This is a genomic window from Streptomyces sp. PSU-S4-23, assembly GCF_055632315.1.
On sequence record NZ_JBVMUU010000002.1, the window covers coordinates 3,653,876 to 3,667,570 of the forward strand.

At 71.3% G+C, this 13,695-nt stretch carries 14 protein-coding genes and 1 pseudogene; 2 read left to right on the top strand and 13 right to left on the bottom strand.

Annotated elements, in window-relative coordinates; all coding sequences use genetic code 11:
* Positions 1-129: 129 nt before the first annotated feature.
* Positions 130-786: a MerR family transcriptional regulator gene (locus ACZ79I_RS16735; RefSeq protein ID WP_471505003.1), complete on the top strand. Its 657-nt coding sequence runs from the start codon at positions 130-132 to the stop codon at positions 784-786.
* A 112-nt stretch (positions 787-898) separates the two neighbouring features.
* Here ACZ79I_RS16735 and ACZ79I_RS16740 read toward each other — a convergent pair whose 3' ends face one another.
* Positions 899-1,723, bottom strand: a complete 825-nt coding sequence (locus ACZ79I_RS16740) for an exodeoxyribonuclease III (protein WP_471498229.1) — start codon at positions 1,721-1,723, stop codon at positions 899-901.
* Between the two features lie 48 nt (positions 1,724-1,771).
* On the opposite strand from ACZ79I_RS16740, the gene ACZ79I_RS16745 reads away from it, so the two are divergent.
* Positions 1,772-2,248, top strand: a complete 477-nt coding sequence (locus tag ACZ79I_RS16745) for a GNAT family N-acetyltransferase (protein WP_471498231.1) — start codon at positions 1,772-1,774, stop codon at positions 2,246-2,248.
* Between the two features lie 40 nt (positions 2,249-2,288).
* On the opposite strand, the gene ACZ79I_RS16750 is transcribed toward ACZ79I_RS16745, so the two are convergent.
* From ACZ79I_RS16750 to ACZ79I_RS16805, 12 genes and pseudogenes are all read right to left on the bottom strand, one after another.
* Positions 2,289-2,948 (bottom strand): DUF1707 SHOCT-like domain-containing protein, encoded by a 660-nt coding sequence (locus tag ACZ79I_RS16750; RefSeq protein WP_471498232.1) that lies wholly within the window; start codon positions 2,946-2,948, stop codon positions 2,289-2,291.
* A gap of 299 nt (positions 2,949-3,247) precedes the next feature.
* Positions 3,248-3,356: pseudogene (locus tag ACZ79I_RS16755) on the bottom strand (3-dehydroquinate synthase); the annotation flags it as partial.
* A gap of 94 nt (positions 3,357-3,450) precedes the next feature.
* Positions 3,451-4,635, bottom strand: a complete 1,185-nt coding sequence (gene aroC, locus ACZ79I_RS16760) for a chorismate synthase (protein ID WP_471498233.1) — start codon at positions 4,633-4,635, stop codon at positions 3,451-3,453.
* Positions 4,632-5,819, bottom strand: a complete 1,188-nt coding sequence (locus tag ACZ79I_RS16765) for a 3-hydroxybenzoate 6-monooxygenase (protein ID WP_471498235.1) — start codon at positions 5,817-5,819, stop codon at positions 4,632-4,634. Before ACZ79I_RS16765 ends, aroC begins: the two co-directional genes overlap by 4 nt.
* The gene (locus ACZ79I_RS16770; protein ID WP_471498236.1) at positions 5,816-6,235 is read right to left on the bottom strand and encodes a hypothetical protein; all 420 of its coding nucleotides are present in this window, start codon (positions 6,233-6,235) and stop codon (positions 5,816-5,818) included. The genes ACZ79I_RS16765 and ACZ79I_RS16770 overlap by 4 nt, the downstream gene beginning before the upstream one ends.
* 40 nt (positions 6,236-6,275) lie before the next feature.
* The gene (locus ACZ79I_RS16775) at positions 6,276-6,608 is read right to left on the bottom strand and encodes a YdhR family protein (RefSeq protein ID WP_471498237.1); all 333 of its coding nucleotides are present in this window, start codon (positions 6,606-6,608) and stop codon (positions 6,276-6,278) included.
* Positions 6,596-8,500: an anthranilate synthase family protein gene (locus tag ACZ79I_RS16780; protein ID WP_471498239.1), complete on the bottom strand. Its 1,905-nt coding sequence runs from the start codon at positions 8,498-8,500 to the stop codon at positions 6,596-6,598. The genes ACZ79I_RS16775 and ACZ79I_RS16780 overlap by 13 nt, the downstream gene beginning before the upstream one ends.
* Entirely contained in the window at positions 8,497-9,138 is a 642-nt protein-coding gene (locus ACZ79I_RS16785; protein WP_471498240.1) for an isochorismatase family protein, read from the bottom strand. Before ACZ79I_RS16785 ends, ACZ79I_RS16780 begins: the two co-directional genes overlap by 4 nt.
* Positions 9,139-9,163: 25 nt before the next feature.
* Positions 9,164-9,934 carry a 2,3-dihydro-2,3-dihydroxybenzoate dehydrogenase gene (locus tag ACZ79I_RS16790; protein ID WP_471498241.1) on the bottom strand — a complete coding sequence of 257 codons (771 nt, stop codon included), beginning with the start codon at positions 9,932-9,934 and terminating at the stop codon, positions 9,164-9,166.
* Between the two features lie 18 nt (positions 9,935-9,952).
* Complete coding sequence (locus ACZ79I_RS16795) at positions 9,953-11,119, bottom strand: 3-deoxy-7-phosphoheptulonate synthase (protein WP_471498243.1); 1,167 nt, start codon at positions 11,117-11,119, stop codon at positions 9,953-9,955.
* A gap of 273 nt (positions 11,120-11,392) precedes the next feature.
* Positions 11,393-12,154: an SDR family NAD(P)-dependent oxidoreductase gene (locus ACZ79I_RS16800; protein ID WP_471498244.1), complete on the bottom strand. Its 762-nt coding sequence runs from the start codon at positions 12,152-12,154 to the stop codon at positions 11,393-11,395.
* A 74-nt stretch (positions 12,155-12,228) separates the two neighbouring features.
* The gene (locus tag ACZ79I_RS16805) at positions 12,229-13,695 is read right to left on the bottom strand and encodes an MFS transporter (RefSeq protein WP_471498245.1); all 1,467 of its coding nucleotides are present in this window, start codon (positions 13,693-13,695) and stop codon (positions 12,229-12,231) included.

The following is a 13,695-nucleotide window of genomic DNA, read 5'->3' on the forward strand; positions in this document are numbered from 1 at the left end:
TGAACACTGGCGCAATGGGAGGTTAGGGCAGCCGCGTACCGATGGGTAGGGGGTGGACCGAGGAAAGTTACCCGGAGTACGACGTAGGGTGCGGGAGTGGCAGACCACGGGGAGCGGCGCGAGTACCGCATGGAGGAACTGGCCGAGGAGGCCGGCATCACGGTGCGCACCCTGCGCTTCTACCGCGAGCGCAAGCTGATCCAGCCGCCCCGCAGGGAAGGCCGCATCGCCTGGTACGACGAGACGCACCTGGCCCGGCTGCGCACGATATCGGCCCTCCTGGAGCGCGGCCACACCCTCAGCGGCATCGCGGAGCTGGCCGAGGCGTTCGACCACGGACGCGATGTCGGCGACCTGCTCGGCGTCGGCGCGCCCACCGAGGAGACCCCCGTACGCCTCACCCCCGAGGCCCTGGCCGACGTGTTCGGCGCCGAGGCGACGCCGGAGAACCTCGCGGCGGCCCTCGACCTCGGCTACCTCGGCACGGACGGCGGCGAGATCGTCCACATCAGCCGCCGCCTGCTGGACGTCTCGGCGGCCCTGGTCCGCGAGGGCATTCCGCTCGCCGACGTCCTGGCCGCCGCCCGCCGCGTACGGGAGCACGCCGAGGCCCTCGCGGACGTCTTCACGGACCTGGTGGCCACCCACGGCCGCTCCCCCGAGGACGTCCAGCGCCTGCGCCCCCTGGCGAAGAGCGTGGCGGAGGCGGAACTGTCCCTGGCACTGGACCGACGGCTGCGCCGGTACGAGGAGCACCGCACCCAGCGGCGCGACCGGCACCCGTAGCGCGCCGCCGAAGGCCGTGCACCACCGTCACCGGCGCACGGCCGGGCCGGCGCGCGGCACGTGCGGCCGTCCCCCACACGAACCGGACACCGGAGACGTGCCGTGCGTCCGCCTACCGGTCGAACACGACCGTGACCGGGGCATGATCCGACCAGCGCTCGGCGTGTGTGGCCGCACGCTCCACGTACGCCTTCACGGCACGCTCGGCGATGCCGGGCGTTGTGCAGACCAGGTCGATGCGCCAGCCGGTGTCGTTGTCGAACGCGCGTCCGCGGTACGACCACCACGAGTAAGGCCCCTCGGCGTCGGGGTGCAGGGCCCGCACGACGTCCACGTACCCGCCGTCGTTCTCGTCGAGGACCCGGCCCAGCCAGGCCCGTTCCTCGGGCAGGAACCCCGAGTTCTTCTGGTTGGCGCGCCAGTTCCTGAGGTCGGCCTCGCGATGGGCGATGTTCCAGTCGCCGCACACGACGACCTCGCGGCCCTCGGCGGCGGCCCGCTCCCGGAGATCTTTGAGATGGGCGAGGAACTCGCCCATGAACCGCACCTTCTCGTCCTGCCGCTCGGTGCCGACCTCCCCGGAGGGCAGGTACAGGCTGGCGACGGTCACCCCCGGCAGATCCGCCTCGACGTACCGTCCACTGCCGTCGAACTCGGCCGACCCGAATCCGACCCGCACACGGTCGGGCTCGCGCCGGGTGTAGAGCGACACCCCGGCACGCCCCTTGGCGGCGGCCGGCGCGTGCACGACGTGCCAGCCGTCGGGAGCGCGCAGGCCCTCGGGGATCTGCCCCGGCTCGGCGCGCACCTCCTGGAGGCACAGCACATCGGCGGAGGTACCCTCCAGCCACTCCACGAAGCCCTTCTTCGCGGCGGCACGGATCCCGTTCACGTTCACGGAGGTCACTGTCAGCACGCGCGAACGATACCGGCACACTGGGAGAAGCCCCGCCCCCGGATACCGCATAGATGTACGATGACCAGCATGATTATTCGCCGCGTCTCCTTCGACCACCCGGACGCCGTCAAGCTCAACGACCAGGTCCAGGCCGAGTACCACCTGCGCTACGGCGACGGCGGCGACGCCACCCGTCTGGACCCGGCGATGTTCATGCCGCCGGCCGGGCTCTTCCTCATCGCTTACGACACACAGGACCGTCCCGTCGCCACGGGCGGCTGGCGCTCCCAGGAGCAGAACGAGGACGGGTACCAGGACGGGGACGCCGAACTCAAGCGGATGTACGTCATAGAGGAGCTGCGCGGCCGGGGCCTGGCGCGCCGCATCCTGGCCGAGCTGGAGGAGGACGCCCGCGCGGCGGGCCGCACCCGCATGGTCCTGGAGACGGGCACCAAGCAGCCGGAGGCGGTGGCGCTGTACGCCTCCAGCGGCTACGAGCCGTGTGAGAAGTTCGGCTACTACCGCTTCCACGAACTGAGCCTGTGCTTCGCGAAGCCGCTGTAGGGCGGACGGCGCATGCGTGCGACCGTTCGCAACGACGGGGTCAGTCGCCCGCCGAACGGGACGTGGGCCTGCGCAGCAGCCACTGCCGGAACGTCCGGCGCGGGGGCCGCACCACCACGCGGCCGTGGGCCTTCCGGCCGACCAGCTCCACTCGCAGCGTGACCGGTGCATCAGGATTCGCCGCGGTCCGGCGGTACTTGACCCCGCTGTGCACCAGCTGCAGACCATCGGTGTCGACCACGACGCCCGGCCTCGTGACCAGCGTCAGGGTCTTTCCCGTCATGTCCACGTCGATCCGCAGGGTGTCGTGCGTGACCACTGCGTCAGTGAAGTCGAGCGTCACCTCGCAGTACGTCACCGCGAGCTCCAGCCTCCGCGGCACCACCCAGCGCCCCACGCGCTCGATCGCGCCGCTGTGGACCTGCTCGATCCGGACCACGTCCTTGACCTCTGCTCCGGTCGCACCGACGGTGGCCGGTACGGGCGGCAGGTCGGCGGTGAGCGCGGTCAGTTCGCCCAGAGTCCGCGCCGACAGGGCGGCTTCCAGGCGCTCGTCCAACTCGTCCATGGTCAGCAGGCCGTCCCCCGCCGCGACACGCAGCACATCCACCACCCGGTCCCGGTCCGCGTGTGAGGCCCGCAGCCCGGGCGACGAGCCGGGGCCGGTGCGCTTCCCGGTTGGCGACATCTCTCCCGACATGCTTTGTCCTGGTCCTGTCGAACGTCTCCGCGCGACGCGGGCAGCGGCGCAGGCAGAAGACTAACGCTATATCGCGACATGGATCCCGTCCGGGCCTCAACACGCAGCGGCGAGGGACGGTCAGCGTCGGTGCACGGCGTGCGGCACCCATCATGCCGAGACCCGGTCGCGACAACAACCGTCTCCCAGGGGCCGGTTCACATGGTTCCCCGGGGCCGCCGCGGACGGCCGGGTCTACCGGAATCCCGGAACCCGGACCGGCAGTGGCATGAGCCGCTGGCCGCCCTTCTGCGCTCCCGTCCGACCGATTCGAGGATCGTGCGGTGGCGGTCGGCCGTCGCGTCGTCCGGCCGGCCCCGCGAGGCGCCCCGGTCCGGCGGCGAAGTGCATGCCGACCGAGACCGCGGCTTCTTTCGGCTCCGGTGCGTCCAGGCTCGCTCGGGCCACGTCTTCGGGCGCATGGCCGTCGGTGGCCCGACCGGCACCACCACAGGCGCTTGCCTCATCGGATGGCCAGGTTGTCGAGGTAGGACCGCGCGTTGCGGCGGGTCTCGGCCACCGAATCACCGCCGAACTTCTCCGCCACCGCGTCCGCGAGGACGAGCGCCACCATGGCCTCGGCGACGATGCCGGCCGCGGGGACCGCGGAGACGTCGGAGCGCTGGTGGTGCGCCTGCGCGGCCTGACCGTTCGTCACGTCCACCGTCTGGAGCGCCCGCGGCACGGTCGCGATCGGCTTCATCGCGGCGCGGACCCGCAGCGGCTCACCTGTGGTGAGGCCGCCCTCGGTGCCACCGGAGCGGCCGGAGGCCCGGCGGATGCCCTCCGGCGTGTTGACGATCTCGTCGTGCGCCTTGGAGCCGGGCACGCGGGCAAGCTCGAAGCCGTCGCCGATCTCCACGCCCTTGATCGCCTGGATACCCATCAGCGCACCCGCCAGCCGGGCGTCCAGCCTGCGGTCCCAGTGCACATGCGAGCCCAGGCCCACCGGCACCCCGTAGGCCAGCACCTCGACCACACCCCCGAGGGTGTCGCCGTCCTTGTGGGCCTGGTCGATCTCCGCGACCATCGCCTTCGACGCGTCCGCGTCCAGACAGCGCACCGGGTCCGCGTCCAGCCTCTCGACCTCCGCCGGGGTCGGGTACACGCCCTGCGGCGCCCTCACAGAGCACAGCTCGACGACATGGCCGACGATCTCGACGCCGGCCGTCTCCTTCAGGTACGACCGCGCCACCGCGCCCAGCGCCACCCGGGCCGCGGTCTCCCGGGCCGAGGCGCGCTCCAGGACCGGCCGGGCCTCGTCGAAGCCGTACTTCTGCATGCCCGCCAGATCGGCGTGGCCGGGGCGCGGGCGGGTCAACGGGGCGCTGCGGGCGAGACCGTCCAGGATCTCCGGATCGACCGGATCGGCCGCCATCACCTGCTCCCACTTGGGCCACTCGGTGTTGCCCACCATGATCGCGACGGGGGAGCCCAGGGTCAGGCCGTGCCGCACACCGCCCAGGAAGGTGACCTCGTCGCGCTCGAACTTCATGCGCGCCCCACGCCCATGGCCGAGCCGGCGCCGGGCCAGGTGGTCCGCCACCATCTTCGTGGTGATCGGCACGCCGGCGGGGAGGCCCTCCAGCGTCGCCACGAGTGCGGGACCGTGGGACTCCCCCGCGGTCAGCCAGCGCAACCTGCTCAACGGTGCTCTCCCGCCCCGCCGATGCGAGCCCCGTGCAGCCACTCGACCTCGTCGTACAGTTCGTCGACCGTGTAGGAGGACAGCATTGCGTTGCGGGCGGCAGCGGCGTCTCCGGCCGGGTGGTAGAGCTGTTCACCCATGGCACGGGCCACCTGCTGCACCCTGGCGGCGCGCTCGTACCGCTCGGCGTTGTACTTCTCCAGGCGTTGGGGGACGTCTCCGGCGGCTCCCGCGAGCAGTTGGCCGATGACGACGGCGTCCTCAAGGGCCATGCAGGCGCCCTGGGCCGCGTACTGGAGCATGGGGTGCGCGGCGTCACCGAGGAGGGCGACGCGGCCGTCCGTCCAGCGCTCGACCGGGTCGCGGTCGCACAGGACCCATTCCTTCCAGTCGGTCCCCAGTTCCAGCAGTTGCCGGGCGGTGTCACTCAGTTCGGGGAACTCGGACAGGACGTGCGTCCGCTCGACGGGCCTGCCGACCACGACGTCCTGTGCACCGTCGTCGCGGGTGACCGCCAGGTTGAGGAACTTCCCGCCGCCGATGGGGTAGTGGACGAAGTGCCATTTGGGGCCGGCCCACAAGGTGACGGTGTTCCAGCGCAGTTCCTGCGGAACCCGCTCCATGGGGATGACGGACCGGTAGATCGTGTGGCCGGACACACGCGGCGCGCCGTCCCCGACGAGCCGGCTCCGCAGGGCGGAACGGATGCCGTCGGCGCCGATGAGCGCCGCGCCGGTGAAACGCTGCCCGGTGTCGGTGATCGCCGTGACGCTTTCCGAGTCCTGTTCGTACCGGGTCACGGAGCACTTGGTGGTCAGCGTGATGTTCCGCTCCGCGACGCAGCCGTCGAGGAGCGTCTGGTAGAGGTCGCCTCGGTGCACGACGGCGTAGGGATTGCCGAAGCGGGCGCGGTATGCGCCGGTGAGTGGCATGCTCGCGACCCGCTGCCCGGTGGTGCCGTCCATGAACCGCAACTCCTCGATGTGGACGGCGCGTTGCCGTGCGGCCGCGCCGACACCGAGGCAGTCCAGGGCGTGGAAGGCGTTCGGGCCCAGCTGGATGCCCGCACCCAGTTCACCGAAGGTGTCCCTTCGTTCCAGCACGACGACCTCGTGGCTGCGGCGCGCGATGCTCAGTGCGGCCGCGAGGCCGCCGATGCCGCCCCCGGCAATGAGTACCTTCATCGTGATCCTTGTCGCTGTGAAGAAGTCGGTTGAGAGGCCACGGGAAACAGCCGTCGCAGTTCCTCTCTGAGCTGAGCGCTGCCGTCGAACACGAAACGGCCGTGGCCCACGGCCGCGAAGGGCGGCAGGCAACGGGCCGCCGTTCCGGCGTCCTCACACCAGACGTCGGTCCTCCCGGTGGGACCGCGCCCCACACCGGTGACCTCCCAGACCTCGTCACGGTCCGCCATCCCGACCCGGAAGCCGAGGTCCGCCAGCGCCGTACGGAAGGCGACGGTGTCGGTGCTGACGAGCGGGAACCGCAGCCGGGAGGTGCCCCTCGCGGCCGCGGCCAGCAGCAGGGCGCGGTTGGTGATGCTCTTGGAGCCGGGGATACGGGCCGTCCCCCCGGCAGGTTGCGCGGTCGTGTCCGTCATGGACTGTCCTCCAGCACGTGGCACTTCGTGGAGCGCGGGCTCAGCCGGTGAAGGCGAGACCCAGACGGGCCAGCCGGGCGGTGTCATAGGCGCCCTCCGCGGTGGCCTCGACATCGAAGACGTGCCTCTCGGTGGGCGGATACCCGATGAGTTCGGCAGCCCTGGCCGGAATGGGCGCGGCTGCGGCCCGCGCCGACTCCCACAGGAAGACGGCGCCCCACCGGTTGGTGCGCTCGTCCGAGATCCACACCTTCAGGCGCAGCCCCGGCACCCGGGAGAAGCGGTCCACGGCCTCGTCGCGCAGGAAGTCCCGGAGCGAGGCGATGGTCTGCTCGGAGCGGTCGAGGTCCCACCAGGCGATCACCACTCGCACGGGCGCAGCACCCCCTCGAGTGCCTCACCGATGATGCGTACGCCGTCCTGTGTGAGCACGGACTCGGCGTGGAACTGCATCGAGGCGAAGCCCGGCCCGCGCAGCGCGTGGACCTCTCCGGTGTCGTCGTCCCGGCTCGCTTCGACGATCCCCACACCCGGAACCTCGAACGCGTCCTGTGCGCTGCGGGCGGCGAACGTGTTGTAGAAGCCGACCCGTTCCCGTGCTCCGAACAGGTCGATCTCCCGCTGGAATCCCTGGTTGGGAACCGGTCGGCGCACCAGTTCCAGGCCCAGCAGGGTGCTGAGCACCTGATGGCTCAGGCAGACGGCGACGAAGGGCCGGTGCTGGTCCAGGAGCGCGTGGAGTGCGGACCGCAGGTGTGTGATCTTGGGGTGACGGGTGGCGCGCGGATCGCCGGGTCCGGGCCCCATGACGACGAGTTCGTGGTCGTCGAAGGAGTACGGCTCGTCGAAGCGCCGAACCGTCGGCTTCAGCCCCATGGACCGCAGCTGGTGGCCGATCATGGACGTGAAGGTGTCCTCGGCGTCCACCACGAGGACCCGGCGGCCGGCCAGTCCGGGCCGCTGTCCCTCTCGGTGGGCATGCCCGCCGATCCAGAACCCGGCGATCGAGTCGTTGCGCTGCGCGAGGGCCTGGCGCACCCGCGGGTGTTCGGCGAGGCGCGCAGAGCCCTCGGCGCCCAGAGCGGCGAGGAGTCCGGCCGCCTTGGCCCGGGTCTCCTCGACCTCCGAGCCCGGGTCGGAATGCCGTACCAGGGTGGCACCGACACCGATGCTCAGCCGACCCGCGCCGTCGATGTCGGCGGTGCGGATGAGGATCGAGGAGTCGAGTGTGCGCCGTCCCCGCTCGTCCTGTCCGATCAGGGCGGCCACACCGCTGTAGTAGCCGCGCCCGCGGGGCTCGTACCGGTTGATCACCCGGCAGGCGCTCTCCAGCGGGCTGCCCGTCACCGTCGGTGCGAACAGGGTCTCCCGCAGGATCGTGCGGGGATCGTGGTCGCTCGCGCCCTCGATGAAGTACTCGGTGTGCGCGAGCCGCGCCATCTCCTTCAGATACGGCCCCACGACCCGGGGAGCGGGGTCGCAGATCCGCGCCATCATCTTGAGTTCCTCGTCGACGACCATGTACAGCTCGTCGGCCTCCTTGCGGTCGGCGAGGAAGTCCATCACCCCCGGCAGGGTGGGGCCGGAGGGCGGATAGCGGTAGGTGCCGCTGATCGGGTTCATCACGGCCCGGCCGGCCCGCAGGCTCACATGCCGCTCGGGGGAGGCCCCGACGAAGGTGCGCTCGCCGGTGTGCACGACGAACGTCCAGTACGCCCCCTGCTCCCGCTCCATCAGCCGCCGGAAGAACGCCAGGGCACTGTGCACCGTGTAGTCGGTGATGTCGGCGACGAACGACCGCTTGATGACGAAGTTCGCTCCCTCGCCCGTGCCGATCTCGTCCGCGATCACCTTGCGGACGATGCCGGCGTATTCGTCGTCGTCCAGGTCGAAGGCGCCGCCGCTGAGCGCGACCGGCTCGTCCGGCAGCCGCCGCAGGGTGTCGCTCACCGCGACGCGGGCCTGCTCCTCCACGGTGATCGCGATCAGCGGTTCGCCGTCGTCGGCGCAGACGTAGCCGCGCTCGGCGACCTGACGGTAGGGGATCAGCGCCAGGACCTCCTGGCGCGCCCCGGCGTCGGGATCGGGGTCCCCGCTCAGGGGTATCCGGGCCACGGCGTCCACCGTCGACGCCGTACCCGTCAGGACCTCCAGGGTGTCGGGGCCGCTCACTTCCGGGCGGTGCAGCAGCGCGAAGGCGGGCGGCCGCGGCCCGAGAACCCGGTCGAGCAGGTCGTGTGCCGCACGGGGGTTCTCCTCGCTCATCGGCCGAGCTCCTCGATCACGGACTTCGTCGTGGTGACCAGGGCGCAACGCTCGGCGGCGTAGTCCAGAGCCAGCCGGTGGTACGCCTCGGAGAAGTCGGCGACGGCGTCGGCCACCAGAAACGTCTCGATGTCGTTGGTGAACGCCTCCACCGCGGTGGACAGCACCCCGATGTGCGCGTACACACCGCAGAGGATCAGCTGGTCGCGTCCGTGGGTGCGCATCCGGTCCAGCAGGTCGGACCGGAAGAACGCGCTGTAGCGCCACTTGGTGAGCAGCCAGTCGTCCGGGCCCGGCGCCAAAGGCTCCACCACCTCCCGGTCGGCGGGGGCGACGCGCATGCCCGATCCCCAGAAGTCCTTGAGCAGTCCGCGCTGTTCGTCGGTCATGCCGCCCGGCTGCGCGGTGTACGCGACGGGCATGCCAAAGGCGACCGCCTGCTCGCGGAGCCGGGCCGCGTTCCGCACGAGGTCGGCACCGGGCGCCTCGCCCTCGGGGAACTGCCGGAGGAAGTAGCGCTGCATGTCGTGGACGAGCAGGACCGCGCGGTCCGGATCGGCCTGCCATGCCGCCGCGTTGGTGGGCAGGTCCCCGGCCGTGGGCATCGGGTAGGGCTGGATGGGGGGTATCCCTGGCATGTTCTTCCTCGTATCGCTTGGGTCGTCAGACACCGAGGGTCGCGCCGCCGTCGACGGTGAGGTCGTGCATCGTGATGTGCGAGGCCTGATCCGACAGGAGGAACACCACCGCGTCGGCCACGTCCGAGGGGCGGGCCAGCTTGCCGAGCGGTATGCCGACGCGGTAGGCGTCGGGCGAGCCTTCGAGGGTCGCGGTGCGCCCGTGGTCGTCCTTCCACATGGACGTGAGCATCGAGGTCTCGGTGGAGCCGGGGGCGACCACATTGCACCGGATGCCGTACTGGGCGACCTCGAGGCCGAGGCACTTGGTGAACATGGTCGCCGCGGCCTTGGACGCCGAGTACGCGGCCATGTCCATGCGTGCCGTGCCCGCCGCGTTGGACGCGATGGTGACGACGGCACCGGAGCGCCGCGGGACCATGCGGTTGACCGCCGCGCGCGACATGAAGAACACCCCTGTGGCGTTGACCGCGAACGTCGCCGCCCAGTCCGCGTCGGTGAGGTCCCGGGTCTTCGCGAGGCGCAGTACGCCCGCCCCGTTGACCAGGTGGTCGAGCGGTCCCAGGGACTCCTCGACGTCCGCGACCAGACGCTCGGCCTCGCTGCTCGTGGTGACGTCGGCGGGGAACGCCCGTACCCGCAGCCCGGCAGAGGCCAGTTTCCCGACCAGCTCGCTCAGCCGGTCGCCGTCCTTGTCCACGGCGGCCACCGAAGCGCCGCGTTCGCCCAGTGTGCGGACGACCGCTTCGCCTATTCCGCCCGCGGCGCCCGTGACCAGCGTGATCTTTTCCCGCATAGTGAACAGGTCTCCTTGTCAGCGACGCCAGGCCGAGGCAACCTCCACGGCCTGACGGGGGTTGAGCCGCGGGTCGCAGAAGCTCGTGTACTTGTCTCCGACCGAATCCAGGCACGTGGGGTCGGCGACGCATTCCGTGACCTGGTCCGGCGTGGTTTCCAGGTGCAGGCCGCCGGGAATTCTGCCGGCCGACGCCACGGATTCCTGGAATTCTTCGACCTCGCGTATGACGTTTTTCACGAAACGAGTCTTCAGACCGTCGGGCCCGCACTCGGTGTTGCCGTGCATCGGGTCGGACAGCCAGATCACCGGGTGCCCGGCGCCGCGTACGGCGGCGACCAGGGCGGGGAGCTTCTCGGGTGCCGTACCGGCACCCATGCGCGCGATGAGCGTCAGCCGCCCGGGGATGCGGTCGGGGTCCAGCCGCTCGCACAGGCGCAGCAGTTCCCCCGGCGTCATGGTCGGTCCCACCTTGCAGGCCACCGGGTTGCGCACGGCCGCCAGGAGCGCCACATGGGCGCCGTCCACCTGTCGCGTGCGCTCGCCGATCCACGGCCAGTGCGTCGAGGTGAGCAACAGGCCGCCGTCGTCCTGCCGGCGCAGCATGGGCAGTTCGTAGTCGAGGAGGAGGGCCTCGTGACTGGTCCACACGGGGGCCTGCGCGCGCTGGGCGCTGCCGGCCCAGCCGAGGTGTCCCATGACCTCGCGCGCGGCCGCGTGGCCGGTCAGCAAGCGCCGGGGGTCGGGCTGCCGCAGCACCGGATCGGGGTTCGGTTCGTTCACCATGTGGCCGCGGTAGACGGGCAGTTCGACGCCCCGGACCGTTTCGGTGGGCTTGGAGCGCGGCTTGGCGTACTGGCCGGCGATCCGGCCCACGCGCACCACCGGCCTGCCCGCGTTGACGCGCATGACACCCGCCAGGAGATCGAGGACGGCCGCCTTGCGGGCGACGTCCACCCGGCCGTTCTCCGCCCAGTCCTCGGCACAGTCACCGGTCTGGACGACCTGGGCGTGCCCCTGGGCGACCGCCCCGAGGTGGTCGTGCAGCCGGGCCACGTCCGCGGCCTCGACGAGCGGTGGCAGCGCGCTCAGTTCGCGCCTCACCCGCTCCGTCTCGGGATGGCCCTGCCAATCGGGCTGCTGCAGCGCGGGCAGCGATTCGATGTGAGCGAGCTCGCTGTTCAACTCGGTTCCTCTCGTGGGGGATGAAGAAGGATTTCTTCGGCTGAACCCGTGAGTTGCTTTCACCGATTCTGCGGAATTGAGGAATCCTCGTGAAGGGGGGAATCGCTACTTCGTCATGTTCCGGTGGGGCAGGGCGAATTCGTCCACGGGCCGGGACAAATTCATCCGACCGGGGCCCGGCAAAGTCCCGGAAAGCACGCGTCCCGGCCTCGTGGCACATTCGGGCCACGGGGCCGGGACGGGTGGATCTGTTGAGGAAACCGGGTGGCGCGGTCAGCTGGTGACTCCCCCGTCGACGACGAGGTCGTGGCCGACGACGAAGCTCGACTCGTCGGACGCCAGCCACAGCACCGCGTTGACGATCTCGTCCGTCGTCGCGACACGGGCGATCGGAACCGTCGTGGCCAGCCGGGCCGCACGGTCGGCGTCGGTCTCCCCGGGGCGCAGCGACATGCTGGTGTCCGTGGCGCCGGGGCTCACCGCGTTGATGCGCACGCCGTCCTTGATGTGGTCCAGGGCGGCGACCCGGGTGAGGGTGCTCACGGCGGCCTTGGACGCGGCGTAGGCGGCCATGCCGGGGCGGCGCCCGTGGTAGCCGATGTTGGACGCGGTGTTGACGATGACGCCACCGCCGTGCGCCCGCATGTGCGCGATCTCCTGCTGCATGCTGAGCAGGACACCGTTCAGGTTGACGTCCAGCACAGACTGCCACACGGACAGGTCCAGGTCGCCGACCGGGGTGGGCTTGCCGAAGACGCCCGCGTTGTTGTGCGCGATGTGCAGGCCGCCATGGCGCTCCACCGTGGTGCGCACCAGGCGCTCCATGTCCTCGGGCCGGGTGACGTCGGCGACGACGGCGCCGGCGGTGCCGCCGTCCTCGTCGACGAGCCGCACGGTCTCCTCGATGGATTCCGGCCTGGCTCCGGAGACGACCACGGTGGCGCCCTCGCGGGCGAAGGCCCTGGCGCTGGCCCGGCCGATGCCGGCTCCGGCCCCGGTGACGATGACGACCTTGTCCTTGAATCGGGCGGTCATGGGGATGCTCCTTGGCGACGTGTCGTAGCGGATGGAAATGCGGGGTGCCCAAGTGGCGGAAGCACCGGGCTCCTTCACCCGCCGTCCCGGGACGGGCGAGGACGCAGCAGGACGAGCGCGCACACCGCGGCGGCGGCGAAGGCCATGGCCGCGATGGTGAAGGCGAAGCCGTAGCCGGAGGTCAGGGCGGACGCCGTGCTCCTGCCCTGGTGCACCAGATCCGTGGTGCGGCCCGCGGCCAGGGTCACCAGGACGGCGAGACCGATGGCCGGCCCGGCCTCCAGCGCGGTGTTGACCACGGCGCCGGCGAGACCGGCCTGCTCCTGCGGGACGTCGGTGGTCGCCGTGACGGTGGATCCGGCGAACACCAGTACCGCTCCTGCGGGAAAGAGCACCAGCCCGGCCAGTACGGCGCCCACGTACGGCGTGTCCGTGCCGATCAGGCCCAGCGCCGCCAGCCCCAGCCCGGCGACCGCCAGCCCCGTGACCAGCACCACGCGCGGGCCGAAGCGCTGCACCAGTCTGCCCACGACCAGGCCGCCGACGACCAGGGTCAGTCCGAAGGGCAGGAACGCCGCCGACGTCTCCAGCGCGGAATAGCCCCGTACCTCCTGGAAGTACAGCGCGAGCATGAAGAAGATCGTGGTGATCCCGGCGGCACCCAGGAAGACCGTCAGCAAGGCCGTCGCCCTGCGGGGGGAGGCGAGGAACGACAGCGGCAGAAGCGGCTGCGGCACCCGTGCCTCGGTGACGGCGAAGCCCAGCAGCAGCGCACCGCCGCCGGCCAGGGTGCCCAGGGCCACCGGGGAGGTCCAGCCTCGCTCCGGCGCCTCCACCAGGCCGTAGCTCAGCAGAGCGATCCCGGTGGTGACCAGGGCGGCCCCGAGGACATCCAGCCGGCCGCCCCGGCGAGCCGCGCCTTCGGGGACCAGCCGCGAGGCGGTGGCGAGTGTCACCGCCGCCACCGCGACGGGCACGACGAACGCCCAGCGCCAGGAGTTCCACGAAGCCACCACCCCGGACAGCAGCATTCCGGCGGTCCCGCCGGAGGCCGCGAGCCCGCCCCAGACCGCCATGGCACGGGCGTACCGCGCGGGCTCGGGGTGTACGACACTCACCAGTGCCATCGCGGCCGGTACGGCCAGTGCGGCACCAGCCCCCTGGAGGAAGCGCGCCGCCAGCAGCATCCACAGCCCCGTGGACAGCCCCGCCAGCGCCGAACTCGCGCCGAACACGGCGGTACCGAGGAGGAACACCCGCCGGTTCCCGTACAGGTCGGACAGCCGGCCGCCCAGCAGCAGCAGTCCGCTGAACGACATGCCGTAGGAGGCCGAGAGCAGGGCGAGTTCGGCGCGGTCGAGTCCGAACTCGCTTTGGATGTCGGGGAGGACGACGTTGAGCACGCTCATGGCGAGGATCAGCACGAACTGGACCGACGCCAGCAGGGCGAAGGCGACGCCTCTTCTCCTGTCGCCTGCCGCTTCGAGAGTCCCTGCGCCCGGTTTCGTCCGCTCCGCCGCGGCGACATCACGCTGCTGCAC